Annotated in this window: 14 protein-coding genes (1 of these 14 running past the window's edge); 8 read left to right on the top strand and 6 right to left on the bottom strand. The window is 40.6% G+C overall.

Annotated elements, in window-relative coordinates; translation table 11 throughout:
- Nucleotides 1–6: 6 nt before the first annotated feature.
- Nucleotides 7–3324 (top strand): CHAT domain-containing protein, encoded by a 3318-nt coding sequence (locus tag NSTC731_RS03920; protein ID WP_445629711.1) that lies wholly within the window; start codon nucleotides 7–9, stop codon nucleotides 3322–3324.
- Between the two features lie 100 nt (nucleotides 3325–3424).
- On the opposite strand, the gene NSTC731_RS03925 is transcribed toward NSTC731_RS03920, so the two are convergent.
- Entirely contained in the window at nucleotides 3425–3889 is a 465-nt protein-coding gene (locus tag NSTC731_RS03925) for a DUF29 domain-containing protein (protein ID WP_445629712.1), read from the bottom strand.
- A gap of 213 nt (nucleotides 3890–4102) precedes the next feature.
- Nucleotides 4103–4699 (bottom strand): glyoxalase-like domain protein, encoded by a 597-nt coding sequence (locus NSTC731_RS03930; RefSeq protein ID WP_445629713.1) that lies wholly within the window; start codon nucleotides 4697–4699, stop codon nucleotides 4103–4105.
- Between the two features lie 196 nt (nucleotides 4700–4895).
- Between NSTC731_RS03930 and NSTC731_RS03935 the strand changes: the two genes are divergently transcribed.
- Both NSTC731_RS03935 and NSTC731_RS03940 read left to right on the top strand, forming a co-directional pair.
- Nucleotides 4896–5534 (top strand): sigma-70 family RNA polymerase sigma factor, encoded by a 639-nt coding sequence (locus tag NSTC731_RS03935; RefSeq protein WP_445629714.1) that lies wholly within the window; start codon nucleotides 4896–4898, stop codon nucleotides 5532–5534.
- Nucleotides 5535–5623: 89 nt separating this feature from the next.
- The gene (locus NSTC731_RS03940) at nucleotides 5624–6703 is read left to right on the top strand and encodes a tetratricopeptide repeat protein (protein WP_445629715.1); all 1080 of its coding nucleotides are present in this window, start codon (nucleotides 5624–5626) and stop codon (nucleotides 6701–6703) included.
- A gap of 94 nt (nucleotides 6704–6797) precedes the next feature.
- Here NSTC731_RS03940 and NSTC731_RS03945 read toward each other — a convergent pair whose 3' ends face one another.
- The 3 genes from NSTC731_RS03945 to hisG all read right to left on the bottom strand — a co-directional run bounded on the left by NSTC731_RS03945 (nucleotide 6798) and on the right by hisG (nucleotide 10466).
- Complete coding sequence (locus NSTC731_RS03945) at nucleotides 6798–7514, bottom strand: hypothetical protein (protein WP_445629716.1); 717 nt, start codon at nucleotides 7512–7514, stop codon at nucleotides 6798–6800.
- 336 nt (nucleotides 7515–7850) lie between these two features.
- Nucleotides 7851–9305 (bottom strand): sensor histidine kinase, encoded by a 1455-nt coding sequence (locus NSTC731_RS03950; protein ID WP_445629717.1) that lies wholly within the window; start codon nucleotides 9303–9305, stop codon nucleotides 7851–7853.
- 516 nt (nucleotides 9306–9821) lie between these two features.
- Entirely contained in the window at nucleotides 9822–10466 is a 645-nt protein-coding gene (gene hisG / locus NSTC731_RS03955; protein ID WP_445629718.1) for an ATP phosphoribosyltransferase, read from the bottom strand.
- A 76-nt stretch (nucleotides 10467–10542) separates the two neighbouring features.
- Here hisG and rppA point away from each other — a divergent pair, with 76 nt between their 5' ends.
- Entirely contained in the window at nucleotides 10543–11241 is a 699-nt protein-coding gene (gene rppA, locus NSTC731_RS03960; RefSeq protein WP_445632011.1) for a two-component system response regulator RppA, read from the top strand.
- Between the two features lie 405 nt (nucleotides 11242–11646).
- Nucleotides 11647–11850, top strand: coding sequence for a hypothetical protein (locus NSTC731_RS03965; protein WP_445629719.1), 204 nt, complete (start codon nucleotides 11647–11649; stop codon nucleotides 11848–11850).
- Nucleotides 11851–12002: 152 nt separating this feature from the next.
- Here the strand turns inward: NSTC731_RS03965 and NSTC731_RS03970 are convergent, their stop codons facing one another.
- Nucleotides 12003–13034, bottom strand: a complete 1032-nt coding sequence (locus tag NSTC731_RS03970; RefSeq protein WP_445629720.1) for a 1-acyl-sn-glycerol-3-phosphate acyltransferase — start codon at nucleotides 13032–13034, stop codon at nucleotides 12003–12005.
- A 472-nt stretch (nucleotides 13035–13506) separates the two neighbouring features.
- On the opposite strand from NSTC731_RS03970, the gene NSTC731_RS03975 reads away from it, so the two are divergent.
- The 3 genes from NSTC731_RS03975 to NSTC731_RS03985 all read left to right on the top strand — a co-directional run.
- Entirely contained in the window at nucleotides 13507–13827 is a 321-nt protein-coding gene (locus NSTC731_RS03975; RefSeq protein WP_445629721.1) for a helix-turn-helix domain-containing protein, read from the top strand.
- Between the two features lies 1 nt (nucleotide 13828).
- On the top strand, nucleotides 13829–17968 hold the full coding sequence (locus tag NSTC731_RS03980) for a PAS domain S-box protein (RefSeq protein WP_445629722.1): 4140 nt from the start codon (nucleotides 13829–13831) through the stop codon (nucleotides 17966–17968).
- A gap of 714 nt (nucleotides 17969–18682) precedes the next feature.
- Nucleotides 18683–18765, top strand: partial view of an IS982 family transposase gene (locus tag NSTC731_RS03985; RefSeq protein ID WP_445628360.1) — the beginning only. The gene runs 829 nt beyond the window's last position; 83 of the gene's 912 nt are visible here — the first part of the coding sequence; the start codon lies at nucleotides 18683–18685; its stop codon lies off the right edge, out of view.

Genomic DNA, 18765 nt, shown 5'->3' on the forward strand with positions numbered 1-18765 from the left:
TTATTGGTGATAGAAGAAAAACGCCTTAATGCTTATTTAAAGCTAATACATGAACTTCTCCAATCTTCTAAGGGACAAGAACCGGGAATTTTAGAGGTTCATAAAAACCTGATAGATGATGATTTGGTTGACACTATGAAGCAGATAGCTGCAATATTAGCGGATCAGGGAGACGAAGAAAATGCCATTTTTATCCGTAATGTTGCTGTTACAATTTTGGCTACTATAGGTAAGCCATCATCAGCAGAAACTTATGTAGAACTTATTCTAATGCTGTTACAAGCAGTCAGTAGTAGTCATGCTGATTCACAAGTGGTTTACCCATTTCTGCAAGCTAATCTAGACAAAATTGATGATAAATTTTCTTGCTGGTTGAAGGCTTGGGCTATAGATATGTTAATAGAAGAAAACCTAATCTCAGCAGAAATATTAGCAACTGACATTTTTAATTTCAGTAACCTGCTCGCTGAGTTTCCTTTAGGAAGTAAAGCATCAAATATAGAAATTGCCATTGCTGGCTATGAGGTAGCTCAAACTGTCTTTACTTCAGAAGCTTTTCCTCAAGAATGGGCTATGACTCGAAATAGTTTAGCCGCTGCCTATATACAGCGTATCCGAGGATATAAAGCCGAAAATATAGAAATTGCTATTACTGCTTTGCAAGAAGCTTTGCAAGTCTTTAACAAACAAGACTTCCCTACAGAATGGGCTATGACCCAAAATAGTTTAGCTGGTGCCTATATCAAGCGTATCCAAGGAGATAAAGCTGAGAATCTGGAAATGGCTATAACTGTTTTGCAAGCAGCTTTAGAAATCATTACCCAAAAAGCATTTGTTCAAAAAAGGGCTACTATTCAAAACAATCTAGCAGTTGCTTACCGTGACCGAATCCGAGGAAACAAAGTAGAGAATCTAGAATTAGCTATAGCCACCTGCAAATCTGCTTTACAAGTTTTTACTAAAGAAGCTTTTCCACAGGAGTGGGCTGAAGCCCAGAATATTTTAGGAAATAGCTATCGCTATCGTATTAAAGGAGACAAAGCAGAAAATATAGAGTTAGCGATTGCCTGTTATCAAGCAGCATTGGAAGTTTTTAGCCAGACAGATTATCCTCAAGGATGGGCTGATTTAAAAAACAATTTAGGGCTTGCTTACTTAGAACGTATTCAAAAAGACAAAGAGCAAGATATAGAATTGGCTATATTTTCTTTTGAAGAAGCTTGCCAAATTTTTACTAAAGAAGCCTTTCCTAACGAATGGGCAATAACTCAAAACAACTTAGGTATTGCTTATTTGGATAGAATTTGGGGTACTAGATCAGAAAATTTGGATTTAGCTATTATTCATCTACAAAAAAGCTTACAAATTTGTACCAAAGAATTTCATCCTATAGCCTGGGCTATGACACAAATGAATTTAGGAATTTGCTATGGTGAGCATTTTAAAGAAGATCACACAAATGACTTAAAACTGGCTCTCACTGCTTTTCAATTTGCTTTACAAATTCGTACTCAAGAAGCTTTCCCAGAAGACTGGGCATTAACTCATATTAATATTGGTCATATTTATAACTTGCATGGAGATTTTACAAAAGCAATTGAATCTTTCCAGTTAGCCTTAACCGTCTATCAACACAACATATTTCCGCTTGATTGTTTTATAACAGGACGTAACTTGGGTAACACAGCTTTCTCCAATGATAATTGGGATAAAGCTATCCAAGGCTATGAAGCAGCTATTGACGCAGTAGAAACTAGCCGTAATTGGGTAACTTCTGAATCCCGTCGCCAAGAAATTCTAAAAGAATCCATTGATGTTTATCAAAATATGGTGCAAGCTTGCATCAAAGCTGGACAAATAGAAAAAGCTTTTGAATATTCAGAGCGATCGCGCTCCAAACGCCTGGTAGACTTAATGGCAAGTAACAATCTCTACCAAAGTGGCGAAATTCCCCCAGCAGTTGAGGAGTTATTGCAACAGTATGAAGAACTACAACAAATAATTGACAAAGAACGCCAAAGCCATAAATCTGAAAATAATCGTAGCGATACACGCGCTGTTTGGAAAGCTTACAATGAAGCGATCGCATCTTTAGAAACCCAAAAACAACAAGTTTGGGAAAATCTCAGACGCGAAGATCCCGTATTAGCTGGCGAAATTCAAGTTAACCCTCTCAGCTTGTCAGAAATTCAAAAGCTAATTGACCAACCCCATACAGCTATCCTCAGTTTCTACACTACCAACAGTGACACCCATATTTTTATCGTCCAGCAAAACCAAATTACTTCCCACACCTGCACAGGACAAGGGTTATATACGTTACAAGGCTGGATTAACCAGAATTGGTTATTGCCTTATATGAATGATTCCCAAAAATGGGAAACTCAAATTAATAGTATTCTCCGCGAATTAGCTGAACGCCTGCAAATATCTGAACTCATTTACCAACATCTTCAAAGAATAGAAGAGTTAATCTTAGTACCTCATCTGTTACTACATCAGATTCCCTTCGCTGCTTTGCCTACAGGAGAATATCAGGAATATTTAGGAGATAAATTTCTTATTCGTTATACCCCAAGTTGCCAAATTTTAGAATTTTGTCAACAACGCGACAATGTAGGGAAATTTAATGAAATATCTCTACAATATGGATCTGTGGAAGATGCTGAAGATAACCTTCCCTGTGCCAGATTTGAAGGCGAAAAACTTGCCCTAATGTACAATATTCCACCAGAAAATAGATTAATTGGCAGCAGTCAAGCCACTTATGAAAACTATCGACACTTAGCACAACAAGTTCAAGTACTCCATTCATGTCACCATGCCCAATCTCGTCTCGATAATCCTTTAGAATCACAGTTAAAATTAGCGCACGACAGCAGCATCACGTTGGGGCAATTAATGACACCAAGCTGGCGTTTACCTCAACTTGTAGAAGTGTTTCTCTCTTGCTGTGAAACTAATTTGGGTACTCCATCTCTAACTGATGATATTCTTACTCTCTCCACAGGCTTTTTGTGTGCTGGTGCTAGAAGTGTAGTTAGTACTCTATGGTCAGTCAATGATTTAGCTACAGCATTATTTAGCATTTTTTACTACCAGCAGCGACAAGAAGGAAAAAACCGTCCTGAAGCATTACAGCAAGCCCAAATTAAGCTACGAGAATTGAAAAAAGTAGACCTAAATAAAATATTCCAGGAAATAGAAGCAAAGGAAAAACAACTGATAGGAAATAGAAAAAAATATCCTTCAGGTTCTATCGAATATGAACAATGGAAGGATGAATATAATATGTATGCCAAATTGAATAGACGAATTCAATAAATAGAAAATTCTACTCAGCAATTTCCCTTTTCAGATCCTCATTACTGGGCTGCTTTTATTTGTCACGGTTTACGGTAACAAAATAATAGTATTGGGGCAATTACTCGCCTTGTTCATCAACCTGATTAAAATTTGGTAAGAATTTAGGATTCAAAGTTTGGTCTAAAGCGTAGGGACAGATTTCTAGAAAAACATTTTCACCCAACTCAGTTTCTCGAATCGCTAAAGCCAAACCTAGTTCATAAACACTGAAGAAAACTTCATCGAGATAGGGTTTTAAGCTAGGGCTATCTTGCAGAAGCAGCTTAATTTGAACACGTTGCTCTCGAATTGTACCCAACCAGCTATTACTACGTTTTTCAGGTTGAAATTGCCATTTCAGCAAATGTCCTAGCAATATTCCTAGCCGATTTCGCAATTCTTGCCGTTCTCTTCTGCCCAAAGTTTCAATTTCTTCAATCAGGTTAACTGTATCTAATTGTTCCCACTGTTGAGTTTTGAGCAAGCTAACCTGCTTTTGCGTCCAATCATAGAAATCTGTTTCATATAGGTGAGATGTGTACATTTTTTCCACTTTATTTACACCTATTTACTTACCTACCCCTGCGGTAACGCTTGCACCAAAATCCAAAACTTGTACTGAGCTACTTGTGCCGAGCGAAGTCGAGGTAAGTCGAAGTATCTAAAATCCAAAATCTAAAAATAAATATTGGGTTTAGCGATGCCTACGGTAGCAAGCTCTGCCAAACCCAACCTCAAATAATCTAAAATCTCAGAACTAATTCGCTACTTCAGCCACTTCGATAACTCGCCCTTCATAGTCTTTGACTAAAAAGTTCAGGGGTTTGTGGTTACGAATTTTCAATTTCAAACCGCGCATTTCGACTCGCATTAAAATCATTTCCAAGCAGTCGTGGTCAAAACAAACGTGGCGCTGCTGATTTTTGCTACCTAAACTTGCACCAGTAATCACGTGTAACTGGGTGTTTTTCTTCAATTGATACCACAGCCCATCGTTGGCATTATTCATCATTTTGCTAGACAAGCTCGGCCCAGTAGACATATATAACGGATCGATGCCAGTTGCGCCTATAGTTTGTTCGTAGTTGTAGTAGTAGTGCAATGGCACCTCAGCTGCTGGCAAATCTAGCAGTCCTTCATACAACTGTCGGGCAATCTCCAAATCTGACACCATTACAGTGTGTACTTTTGGGGCACTGGTGAGAAACATCCACATAGCACCAGCGTAAGCTGCTAGCAGCATTACCATAATGCCTTGGGTGGAGAATAGGCTATCTAAGGGCAGGGAAGGCAGAAAGGAGCCTAAAGTAAGGGGACTGAGCAGGAACGAGATCGCACTAACTACTATAACCATGAACAAATAAGGATTCTTTAAGAGAGTTGATTTTATGATTGTCGATTAAGACTAAAATTAAGTCCTTGTTTTTAGTTTATCAATACTCAACTAGTCTGAGTCTTGTCTACAAACTGAGCAACACCAAGATATTATGCGATTAACTAGGGGAGTGCAATTCCCAAAACTATTTTAACAATTATCAACTCCAAGACTTGTGCAAATTCCTCATTTTCCCGAAGCTAATCACCCACTGGTGAAGTCGCTGTTCCATCACAGCGACCATGAACTACTGACTCTGTTTCAGCGCTATCCAGATGCCGGAAAGTACTTTACGGTGATTTTTTGCCGTTATAGCCCCATAGTCTACACCTTAATTCGGCATTCGGCGCGATCGCCTGTGCAGGCAGATTATCTGTTTGCCCTTACGTGGCGACATATTTATTACGAACTCGGTGGACTCAAGTTAACTGACTCTGAATCAGGTGAGGAAGCCTTGACTATGCAGAATTGGTTAATTAATATGACAGCTTTCTGTATAAATGAGATTAAACTACCACCCACAGAAGCAATTCATTATTCTCTGCAAACGACTTCACCGCCGCTATGGTGCTACGTACAACAGGCATTAGACCAACTACCGCCAGTTTTACGATTAATTGTGTTAATGGCTCAAACTTTCCACTGGAGTGAAACTAGAATCGCTGCTTATCTACAAGCTGAAGGAGAAGCGATCGCTTCTAACGAAGTAGCCAATTTTCTCCAGGAAGGCTATCGTATGCTAGAGGATAAATTGCCCACAGATATCCGCGCTATATACTTTGGAGAAGATTTGGCTCAATCAGAACTTAAGTAGAAATGCGTATATTACTTGTCTTCAATTTTAAAACTTAAAACTTTTTCTTAGACCTTCTACTTAAACCCGCAACTTTACGGGTAATTTTTATGAAACAACGGCTTGTATTTCCCTGCCAAAAGGTAGGCTTAATTTGTGTAGGTGCGATTTCTTGTCCCCAGGTACTTTTACACAGCTTTTTACTGTTTGCTTTTTTGCTGAGTCCTGTCGCGGGTGCGGTTGATATTTCCGAACAACTCCATCGCCCTTTAAATAATTCCGTTGGGCGACAATCAAGAGATGAAGCAGACGGTTTGCTGCGTATTGGTCAACAAGAATACGCTTCAGGACATGCCGACAAAACAATTGCGTCTTGTTTGCGAGCATTAGAACTATATCATTCCATTGGCGACCTAAAAGCACAAGGTTTGACATACAATTTGCTTGCTAAGGCTTATGTGCAGCTTGGTAGTTCAAAAGAGGCAGAAGATGCTTTCAGAAGAGGATTAGCGATCGCTCGTGATATTAAAGACTTTCAATCTCAGATTTTTGTGCTGAATAATATCGGTACATTTCTGCTGCAAAAAGGCGAATCTGCTGCTGCTGGTGAAACAATTGAAGATGCACTCGCAATTGCTCACGGGGTGAAAAATATTGAAGGTGAAGGATTGTCTTTGAGTAATTTGGGTTTGGTAAGTGCCAGGTTGGGAGATTATAACAAGGCGATTAAACTGTATGAAAATGCTTTAATTTTCCGCCGTCAGACTGGCGATGCCATCGGTGAAGCAAATACCTTGAATAACTTAGGAGATGCTTATTTAGCATCTGGAAATTATCAAGATACCATTGCTACTTATGGTGAAGCAATGCGGACAGCTAAAACCAATCGCGATCGCACTAATCAATTACGGGCAATTGACGGTTTAGTTACGGCTCACACTGCTGTAGGACGTTACGAACGCGCTTTTGACTTACTAGAGGAGCGTTTAGCACTCGCTAAAGAATTGCAAAATTTACGCGAAGAATTAAAATCTTTTGAATCTTATGCCCAGTTATATAAGCAACAAGGTAATTACCTAACTGCCCGCAATTTTTACGAAAGGGCAATTATACTGGCGCGGACATTGCAAGATAGCAGACAAGAAGTGCAATTGCGGGATCAATTAACTCAAATGCTTCAGCGAAAGTAGCAATAAGACACCGAAAATCTTTTGCATTATTGAAAGTAGGGGCAATTCATGAATTGCCCCTATTTTGTATAAGTTAATTCACGCCTTAGCCCGACTAATTCAAGAACACTGAACCGTTTCGTTCAATTCTCATCGCACTTCTGCCCTGTGTTGCATTAGTGGCTTCCTTAAATGTGACTTCCAAACTTCCTGGTTCTGAAGAACCTTGCGGAGTCACTATTAACTGTCCGCCATCTTGTCGTTCAAATGTTACTGTTACTGGTGCTTTTAAAGCTTGCAGCGTTACATCTGACTTACCTTCTAGCGATCGCGGTGCGGTATCGCCAATCACTTGGAAAGTTATCCTAGCCGCAGTATTATTCACTAACTTGATATTCACCATCCCGTTAGTGAGTGCGATCGTCGCATTGGGGGCTTGCCGTGGTTCTACCTGTGGTTGTTGGTCATTGGAAACGGTAGGTGGTGAAGGCTGTTGAGTTCGATCGCCAGGAATTGGGCGTGATGGTCTAGCACCTGGTTGTGGTGGCACAGGAGACACTTGCCCCTCAGCCGGAGGAACTGGGCGTGGTGGTACGGGAGATACTTGCCCCTCAGTTGGAGGAACTGGGCGTGGTGGTGTGACACCTGATTCTGGCGAACCGGGAGCCTGAGAGCGGTTGTAGGGTGGTTCGCTAAAAATGCTGGGACTTGGGTTAACCTTGACAGGAGAATTTTGTGCTAATACTTGAGGAATTGCTGGCAGACTAATTAGCAATCCCCCACAAAGAGCGCCAAATAACTTGCTAGACTGGCGAAAATTTTGAGACTTCATATTCATTCTTGACTCCTAGAAAACTTCGATTTGTTTGTTAAAAAAATTTCTCTAGCCGAAAATTAAATTAGGTTTTAATCGGTCTTTGAGTACATCTAAATATTCAACCAACCACTTGATTTATCGCATCTAGCTAAAGATACGAAAATCATCTCAAAAATTTTGAAATATTTCATTCTCAAGATTTGAAATGTTAATCATTGTCATTAAATACATTTCGATCGCAGTCAAATTCAGCGTACTACGAGAGGATTTATTTTCTCGATCGTAATTAAAGTCAAATTGAATCGAATAAAATTTTACATCTATCACAAGAAATAAAAATTTATTAATAAATTAATACTCAAGAGTTATTGGCAAAGTGATAGTAAAGGTAGTACCAATGCCTTGGGCACTTTCAACTTGAATATGACCGTGATGATGTTCGACAATAGCTTGAGCGATCGCTAATCCCAATCCTGAACCTGTAGCGCTAGCTGTGGCTGTATTGCCTGTTCTATGAGTACGTGCTGGGTCTACTCGATAAAAGCGGTCAAACAAACGTGGTAGTGCTTCGGCTGGAATTCCAACTCCGGTATCGCTTACTTTAACTTGTAACTGGGCATTGGTGTTACGTAGTCCAGAAACACGATTTATTCCTTCTATCCGCGCCAATTCCACTTTCACTCGTCCACCTGCTGGAGTGTAATGCAAAGCGTTAGCAATTAAATTTGTGAACAGCCGCACCAATTGATCCCAATTACCTACAAGAGTGAACCAATTCTCCAGTAATTCGGGGCTAGTTTCAGAGATAGGAGAATCAACTAAGTCTAGAGAAAGGGCAATTTCTTTTTCAGGGATTAACAATTGTTGTTCTTCAACCACCTCTATTAGCAAAGCGTCCAACGGACAAGGTGAAAAAGTATCTTTGCTAATACCGCTATCTTGTCTTGCTAAAAAGAGTAAGTCATTGACTAACTTACCTAAACGCTGCGTTAACCGTTCCACCACCTTTAACTGTTGTCGATATTGTAAAGAAGTAGTCGTTTCTGTTTCTGCTAAATCCAAGTCAGCAAGCGCAACTTGCACGTTAGTTTGAATCAAAGTGATCGGACTTCTCAGTTCGTGGGAAGCATCAGCAGTGAATTGTTTAAGACGTTGATAAGATTCACCCACCGGTTCCATCGCTTTACCGGAAAGAAACCAACCACTTGCGCCTACAGAAAGCACCATTAACCCAATACCTAATGCCAAATCAAAAATTAACTGGCGACTAGGTTTAGTAACTTCAAACCAGGGATGACTAACGCGCAGATATCCTAATACTTGTCGTTTCACTTCTACGCGTTGGGTGACTTGGCGTAATAAGAGTGGGGAGTTAGAAATTTTGAATTTTGAATTTTCACTTTCTGCTTTGACTACGCGTACAGTTTCACCAGTGCGATTGACACGAATGGGAATATTTAGGGGTTCAGATAGCGTTGACCAAAGTAATTTACCTGTTGGACTAAACCATTCTAAATCAATGTGGTCATCTTCTCCAGTGTCGGTATTATTACCAAAACTAGCTTCTACGTTAATGCGAAATTTATCTGCATCAGTATTAATTGGTTCAAATATTAGTGTAGATGCACAACCGCTGGTTGTGAGACAACGCTCCACTATTTCCACTACATGGTTAAGGGTGTCATCAATCCGCTCAATCAGTGTAGTACGAACGTATAAATAAACGCCACTGGCAAACAGCAGTAGTAATACAGCAGTGACCGCAGTGTACCAAATTGCAAGACGGCGGCGAGTAGCTTGAAACATCTTTTCACCTACTTCGTGTTAAGAATAATTGGAAAGTGCTTTTTATTATTAACAACTTTGCTCAAAACAATACTAGTTTTATTTTTTGCGATCGCATCAAATTTTAAAGCTCAAAAACATCTTACTTTGTCTGCAAAAATAATTATAGATATCACTCAATACCGTTCAGTTAAGAAAATCGTCGGTTGGGTAGAACTTTAGTGTTACCCAACAAAGTCAAGGAAGTGTTGGGTTGCGCTTTGCTTAACCCAACCGACAATTTTTATTAACTAGTTTTTCAGCAGAAGTTAGTTATACCAATTTGAAAAAAGAATGCAACAAATAGACCATTTGTAGAGACGCGATTCATCGCGTCTTTATCCAAGGATATGTTGCAATCATTAATTGAATTGGTATAACAGTTGAGTATTTTTTATGTTGCAAGTCACTTGAATACGAGACGCTGTACAAAAAATAGTACAGCGTTAGTTAGGAACGAGCATCTAAAAAAGCGTTATTACGAATTACATGAATTTATTAAACCTTTACCAAAACGGCCTCCCGCAGCTTGCCAATCACATCACTCAGATTACCCGTATTCAAGCGGTAACTCAGAGGATGAGCAATCAATCGCGCCGTGCTTTCATACAGACTAGCAATTTCAATCAAACCATTTTCGCGCAAAGTCCGCCCTGTAGAAACCAAATCTACGATCGCTTCTGACATACCAGTAATTGGCCCTAACTCTACTGAACCATACAATGGCACTATTTCTACAGGTAAATCCAGGCTATGGAAATATTCACGAGCGCAATTTACATATTTTGAAGCAACTCTACCATGCGGTGGTAAATCTAAAGGCGATCGGTAAGAACTTGATTCTTTTACCGCCACTGACATCCGACAATGACCAAACTGCAAATCTACCAAGTGGGCAACTTGCGGCTGCTTCTCTCGCAGCACATCGTAACCAACAACCCCTAGTTGTGCTTGACCGTATTCCACATAAACAGGTACATCCTGCGCCCGCACCAGTAAAGCTTTTGCAACTCCCTTAGTGTCAGGAATTTGAAGTTGGCGAGTTCCTGAATCTAAAAAAGCACTAAAATCTAATCCGACAGCTTGTAGCAAGCGGATGCTATTTTTAAGTAGTTCCCCTTTTGGCAATGCAACAGTCAGCATTTTTTTGATTGGTATCCTTAGCGTCTTGGCAGTTGAATAATATTGAGAATATCTCTATATGCTTACCACAAGCAGCATGAGAATTTTATTAGTTGATGATGAAGTTGAACTAACTCAACCTTTGAGCCGCTTGTTAACTCGTGAGGGTTATGCCGTAGATGCCGTTTATGATGGGACATCTGGCAGCGAACTTGCACAGACTGGCAGTTATGACCTACTTATTTTAGATTGGATGCTGCCAGGAAAAACGGGGTTAGAGATTTGTCAGGAATTGCGCCGCCAAAGCAAAACCACTCCCGTATTGTTTCTTACAGCTAAAGATACTCTTGATGACCGCGTACAAGGTTTAGATGCTGGTGCGGACGATTACTTGGTTAAACCTTTTGAACTACGAGAGTTATTAGCAAGAGTCCGTGCTTTATTGCGTCGTTCTGGTACTCAAATTTATGAAACCACCACCGGACGTTTAACCGTTGCTGATTTAGAACTCGATTGTGAAAATCAAGTAGCCTATCGCCAAGGACGAATAATTGAGCTATCGCAAAAAGAAAGTCAGTTGTTGCAATATTTTATGGAACACACTGGACAACTTCTGACTCATGCCCAGATTATGCAAAATTTGTGGCAAGAGTCAGAACAACCCAGTAGCAATGTGATAGCGGCATTAATTCGCTTGCTGCGGCGTAAGATTGAGGTAGGTAAAGAAACTACGCTGATTCACACAGTCTACGGCAAAGGCTATCGTTTCGGCGCTTCCTCAGTGGAGTCGGTTTAGCGGTCTGTTTCGACTCTCAAAGATTTGGTTAATTGTTTAGGAGAATCACTGATATTTCTCAGTCTTTGCGGCTTTAATTCCTGTCGAAGTTTGTAGTCGAGGGATAAATCCACAGGCATCATAATTTGTGAAATTCCCTTTCAGAGACGAAGCTGATTATTCGCACCCATATCTTCTTTACTAAATCCAAGAAAAATCTCGGAATTTTCCATAAGGGTTGACGGCAAACGATGGCATTAGCATTTGCCACAAATAGATAAGCATTGGTAACAAAACAGGTTGTGTTGCTAACAAACGGATAAGTGTCGTTACTAACGGATAAGCATTGGTAACAAAATAGGTTGTATTGGTAATGAACGCATAAGTGTCGTTACTAACGGATAAGCATTGGTAACAAAATAAGTTGTGTTGCTAACAAACGGACAAGCTGTGGTAGGAACAATAACTTTATTCTTAACAACACCTCCAGACAGCATTACCAATGTTTTCAACGATTTTCTCTATTATTGGCTTGTCAATAGTATAGTGGCGATCGCACTCACAACAGCCATCAGCGTCCCAGGTTGCATAAATGCACTACAAACTTACAGCAGCTTTCATTTAATTTAACCACATCGTAAACTTGTTGTAATTAACAAAATTTAGCTTGTAGTATTAGAGGTTGTTTTAAAAGTGTTTGGCTGTGATTTTAATCACATTTTCACCCCCCTTAATCCCCCCTTGTAAAGGGGGGAAACCGGAAAATATGGATATAGTCGAGCTTAATATTTACCCAAAAAATGATTAATTTGGAGTTGCAGTTTTTCTTGTAATTGTTGCGCCTGTTGATAAGCTACTGCACGCCCTTTCTTTGAGTAGTTGTCCAATTCTACTGGTTGCAAAGGTTGAATAAAGTAACGCAAACGAGTTCTCATTGCCCAAACTCCCATTGAGGGAAACAGAAGTAAGGCAAACATCAAAGGCGACAAAGGTAAGAATGGTAGTTTGACTAATCGTTGTAACTTGGTGAAATTAACAGCCCAAGGATGCAGAGATTCACTGCCGATGCAAACGACTGGCAGAATGGGAATATGATAGCGATCGCTCAACTGAATAAAACTCACATGAAACTTTTCTAGTTGATAGCGTCTTCTCCAACCTTTACCAGGCCCGCGAGTACCTTCGGGTGCATATAAAAGAATTTTACCTTGGGCAATAGCAGACTCAAAATCATCTAATTCGGCTCGCACTCCACCTAAAACCTGCGACCATTGAGGTGGTAGCCACCAAATCACCCAAGGATGCTCGAATAATACTGGATTTGCTATCGGTTGGACTACCCATCCTTTGGCTTCACTTAATAAATAAGCCAAGGTTAAAAAGTCCCAAGGAAAACACATCCCGGCATGATTCATTGCCACAATCAATGGCCCTGTTGGCGGCAAGTTTTCAACTTGTTGTAACTCTCCCCGAAAATAGTATTTAACGATAGGGGCCAGAATTTCTTTGCCAAAAGCTTGTTGATATTTAGGATCGAATTCACCAACTTCTTTTCGAGGTGAACGAAAACCCAGACGCAACCAACGACTCAGCAACGCTAGATAAAATCCACCAGGAATTAAAAATAATCCATATTCTAGCCAATTCCAACCATCTGGATCTGGGTGGTAGTGCTGCCAATGGCGATTGAATAAAATTAGCCACCCTGGAGGATACCAAAGACAAAACCAATCAAACCAGTTAAATATATAGCCTTCACCTGGTACATTTTCCTGTTGACTGTTTAATAAGTTTTCCGAGCGTTGATTAATCAAAACAGTTAAAAATTAGGATTAGGCAAAATAATTTTATTAGAAGTGCATTATAGCTTCTTAGTTTTGTAACTGCCATCTTACCAGAGAAGTACACGGATAAAGGCATAACATATTGTGCCCATACGATTATCTGTAACTCACCATTTGGCAATCTGCCGTAGTTGCTAAACTAGCGAGATAAAAGCTTTTATCAAATCCAAAATGAGCTTGTATATAGATACTTGTTATATAAAAAATATGAAAAATTAATCTCAATACAATTCATGAAAATATCACGCGCCACCATTTTTTTAGCTGTGCGCGATCGCGGATCGGAATTTAATTAAACCGCCTTAAATAATACTATTGCGAATCTTATATCAAGCAAAATTTAATGTTTATTTTAGATATACCTTCTACAGCCAACAGTAAGCCACGAATACTAATAACTGAATATTGATGTTCCGCCAAAAGATGAGATTGATAACGACTGATGATTATTAAAACTCATCCTCAAGCTGGAGACGAATGGCGAGACATCTGTCCTACTCTTCCTACTATGGAACTAAGAAAACCAATCAAAATTTCAGATTTGATCCGCGAACTTCGGCAGCAACTCCATCTTTCTCAAGAAAAGTTTGCAGCCAAGTTAGGAGTTTCCTTACGAACAATCAATCGTTGGGAGAACGGATCTACAGTGCCTTCACAGATGGCACTAAAGCTGATTGAAGAAATGTTAGAAAGGATAGACAAAGCAGATAAAAGATTAGTGAATGAGTATCTCCCAAAATCGGAGCAACGGGAGGACTTTTAGGATGGCGGTGAAAGTACCTGAAAAAATTTGGATAATGCGTTATCGCTTCATAGCATTTAGTGTGATGATTTTGGCAGTCATAACGGCACTGCTGTTGACAAAAGTATTACTGCCAGTTTTCGATCCGAGCGTGTTGACATTATTTTATGCTGCTGTGGCAGTCAGCGCCTGGTATGGTGGTATGAAACTGGGAGTACTAGCGATCGCTTTATCTGTGACAACTGCGCTCTATTTCTCGATCGATCCAGTCTACTCCTTCGATTTCCTCAGCTTCAAAGTTCTGGTACGATTAACCACATTCTCACTAGTATCCTTCTTAATTACTGCGCTTTCTTCAGAGTTGCGAACTGCTAGACGCAAAGCAGAGACAAGCCTCAAGTTGTTGCAAAATAGCGAAATGCGGTTTAGCCGACTGGCAAAATCCAACATCATTGGGGTAATCGTAACAGATATCAACAACGGCTTCATCATCGAAGCCAATGATGCTTTTCTGAAGATGATCGGCTATACGCGAGAAGATTTCTCGGCTAACCAAATAAACTGGCGCGAGATTACCCCACCGGAGTATCTTCTTTTGAGCGAACGTTTAGTGGAAGAAGTGAAAACTACAGGAATATGTAAGCCTTTTGAGAAAGAATACATTCGTAAAGATGGCGATCGCATTCCGGTTCTGCTCGGTTCTGTAATGCTGGGAGATAATCAAGAAACGGTCATTGCCTTTGTTATTGATTTGAGGGAACAGCAAGCTGCGCTACGCGAACGCAAACAAGCAGAAGCAGCATTGCAGCAAGCCAATCAGCGGAACACACGCACTCTAGAAAACATGAGTGATGCATTTATTACTCTAGACCGGGACTGGCGCATCATCTACCAAAATGCCGAAGCAGAGCGAATTAACGGTAAACCCCGGACAGAGGTCATTGGTAAGTCGCACTGGGAGGAATGGCCTATATTATTGGGCACGAATTTAGAGCGTCAATACCGACGGGCGATGGCAGAGCAAATTCCCGTCCATTTCGAGTATCACTACTACTTACCACCCAAGTATGACTTGTGGGTGGAAATTCACGCCTATCCCAGTGAAGATGGTCTTGACATTTTCTTTTGCGACATCACTAAACGCAAACAAGTAGAACGAACTTTGCGCGAAAAAGAGGAGCGTCTGAAGTTAGCTAACGAACGGTTTGAGTTAGCAGCATCTGCGGTCAACTGTCTGATTTATGACTGGAATATAGAACAAGATAGCGTAGAAAGAACCGAGGGGTTAACCCGAATTTTGGGCTATTCCCTCGCAGAAGCTCAAGCAACTGGTAATTGGTGGTGTGAGCTTATCCATCCAGAAGATTTGCCAAGCGTACAAGAGGCGATACTTGCATTGGTAAATAGCGATCGCTATGCTGCCGAATACCGAATTCGCAACAAAAACAATCAGTATATCTATGTATCAGATCGAGGGATAGTGGTGCAACGGGATGCTGATGGAAAGCCAGTACGTTTAGTTGGTAGCGCTACAGATATCAGCAAACGCAAACAGGCAGAAGCAGCAATCCAAGCAAGTGAGGAACGGCTCAGGAGTTTTGTGAAAGCGAATATAGTTGGCATTCTCTTTGGTGATGTGAATGGTAGCATCACTGAAGCCAACGACGAGTTTTTGCGAATTGTCGGCTATACCCAAGAGGATATCCAAGCAGGTAGACTAAGCTGGGCTGATATCACGCCATCTGAGTATCAATATTTAGACGAACTAGCTATTGCCGAAGCAATAGCGAAGGGAACCTGTACTCCTTATGAAAAGGAATTTATTCGCAAAGATGGTTCCAGCGTCCCAGTTGTAGTTGGCTACTCCCTTTTAGGAGAATCTCGGCATAAATCAGTCGCATTCATTCTAGATATTAGCGATCTCAAACAAGTTAAAAAAGCACTGAGTCAGAGCCAAGAGCAATTTCAAGCTTTTATGGACAATATTCCCGCCGCCGCATGGATTACAAATGCAGACGGACGCGTAGTTTACCTCAGTCCAACTTATTTCAGCACATTCAATGTGCCAACAAATAAGGCGATTAATAAAAACATTTTTGATTTATACCCAGTCCAAATTGCTCAATCCCTCCTCGATAACATTAGAATAGTTGCCGAAAGGAATCAGGTTGTTCAAACAATTGAGTCTGTCCCACGCACAGATGGCACCTTTGGCGAATTTTTTGTTTATAAGTTTCCCATTCCCGATGCCTCTAACCAACGCCTGGTAGGAGGGGTTGCAATTGACATTACCGAACGCGAACGCGCCCTTCGCGAACGTCAGCTTGCAGAACAAGCCTTACAAGAGCGCAGTGAAAGACTGAAACTGCTTTCGGAAACGACCAGTGATTTGCTTTCAACCGAGCGCCCCTTGGATCTAATGAACAGCTTGTTTAGCAAACTCTCGGCGCAAATGGATTTGCATTGTTACTTTCACTATTTAATCGAGACACACGAAAATAAGCAGAAACTCCGGTTAGTAGCTTGGAACGGCATTACTGATGAAGTATTTCAAGCAATTGAATATATGGAATTTAATCAAGGGATATGCGGACTAGTGGTGCAAGAACGCCGTCAAATCGTCGTCAATAATGTGCCGCGCTCTACCCATCCTCATGCCAACATCCTGAATGCTTTAGGAATTACAGCCTATGCAGGTCAACCGTTAATTGCTCAAGGAAAGCTGCTTGGTGTCCTCTGCTTTGCCAGTCGCACCCGTACCAATTTCACTTCTGGAGAAATAACTCTATTACAAGCAACCTCCGATCAGGTGGCGGTTGCTCTGGAACGCGCTCAGTTAATGGCTTCGTTACAGCGACGCAAAGAAGAATTAATCCAAGCTAATCGAATCAAAGATGAGTTTTTGGCGGTGCTTTCCCACGAACTTCGCACGCCGCTAAACCCGATTTTGGGATGGTCGAAATTACTACAAACGAAAAAGTATGATGAAGCAACCACTACTCGCGCTCTCGAAACCATTGAGCGCAATGCCAAGCTGCAAACCCAATTAATCGAAGATTTACTGGATGTCTCTCGCATTCTCCAAGGTAAGCTGAGTTTGAATATTGCTTCTGTAAATTTAGAAACTGCGATCGCCGCAGCAATAGAAACTGTACGTCTAGCTGCTGAAGCCAAATCGATCGATTTACGATTTACGATTTTAGACTTCAACGCGGATACTCAGTCTTTCCCTGTGGGACGCTACGCGAACGACAAGGCACACGAACCATCGAACGGTTCTGAATTAGACAATTCTCAAATAAATTTAGACTCTATCGATTTTAATCAGCAACTTAACAATTTAAAATGCCAAACTTCAAATTCTAAATTTTTAGTCAGAGGTGATTCCAGTCGCTTGCAGCAAGTTATCTGGAATCTAGTTTCCAATGCTATTAAGTTTACACCCCAAGGTGGAGAGATAGAAATCAGTTTAGAGTCTGTTGGTTCTCAGGTTAAATTGCGAGTCAGCGATACAGGTAAGGGAATTAGCCCTGATTTTTTACCATTCGTCTTTGACTACTTTCGACAAGCTGATGGTGCAACCACTAGAAAATTTGGCGGACTGGGCTTAGGATTAGCTATTGTTCGTCACATTGTCGAGCTACACGGCGGCACAGTTAAGGCAGAAAGTTTGGGTGAAGAACAGGGATCGATCTTTACAGTCATGCTACCGTTAATCGAGGTCGATCTAAATAGCCATCAGATTGCTTCTCAAGCTGATGATTTGCCCGGTTTTAAGGGGTTGAAAGTTCTGCTTGTGGATGATGAGCGGGATACACGAGAGTTAATTGCTTTCATTTTGGAGCAATCTGGCGCGGTAGTAATCCAGGCGGCATCTGCGATGGAAGCACTACAAATTATGCCTCAGTTCCAGCCAAATTTGCTGTTAAGCGACATTGGAATGCCAGAAGTAGACGGCTATATGCTAATTCGTCAAATTAGAGCTATGTCACCAGAACTTGGAGGACAAATTCCTGCGATCGCCCTTACAGCTTATGCTGGTGAGGTTGATTATCAACAGGCAATTGCCGCCGGATTTGGGCAGCATATCACCAAACCAGTGGAGCCAGCTAAATTACTTCGGGCGATCGCTAACCTAATTTATAGTTGTAGCAATTGTTAATAGATAGACTCCATAATTTTGTATTTATAAGCTTTCAAACCAGAAAGCAACATTACTACACTTGCCTCATCGGTGAGAATCCAAACTAAACTTACTATTTGTCAATTAGAAATTATGCTGGAAATGGAGACGAAACGAAGTAACTAAATTAACTATCGTACTGGACTTAGTGGGCAAGAATGAATCATGTGTATCGCTAGAGTTTAGTCTAGTTCTCGGTGCGAAACTCAGAAGGCTCATTCTATAAAGCCTAAAAGCCTTGGTTTTAGTTCCTAGAAACATCTTAAATTCGTATGCTTATTTTTTTTTGGAAATTTACTTTTGCACCGGCTTTATCGTCGAACTAGTCTAAACCCAGGTATTAAGATGAGGCGATCAACTGCTCAAAAATTATCTTTCCGACCCGATTTTTAGCAATATTTTAAGTACTATTCTCTATTGACAAATGATATTTGACCTTGACCTCTCACGAATGCACCTGCTCAATTTCTCATGTTTTATATCTAGCAAGCTTTTTGCTGTTTTTCATCCATCGAACTTGCGTTAAATTAACGTGAGTTCGACGGTTATAAAAAGGTAAAAAGCTTGCGATGTATAGATTTGCAAAACAAGGTTATTCACGGCAGCGATCGCTAAGATTAATTGAGGATTAGCCAAAAAATCACAAAAAAATGCCGAGACTAAAAATATCTAAGAAAAATAAGGGTCTCGGCTATGTCCACCATTGTATCTCGCCTTGATATCACGCAAATCTTCTGGGATGTGGATGATTTCTGCAATCAGTGGCAAAGCTTATG

It is taken from the genome of Nostoc sp. DSM 114167 (assembly GCF_052692655.1).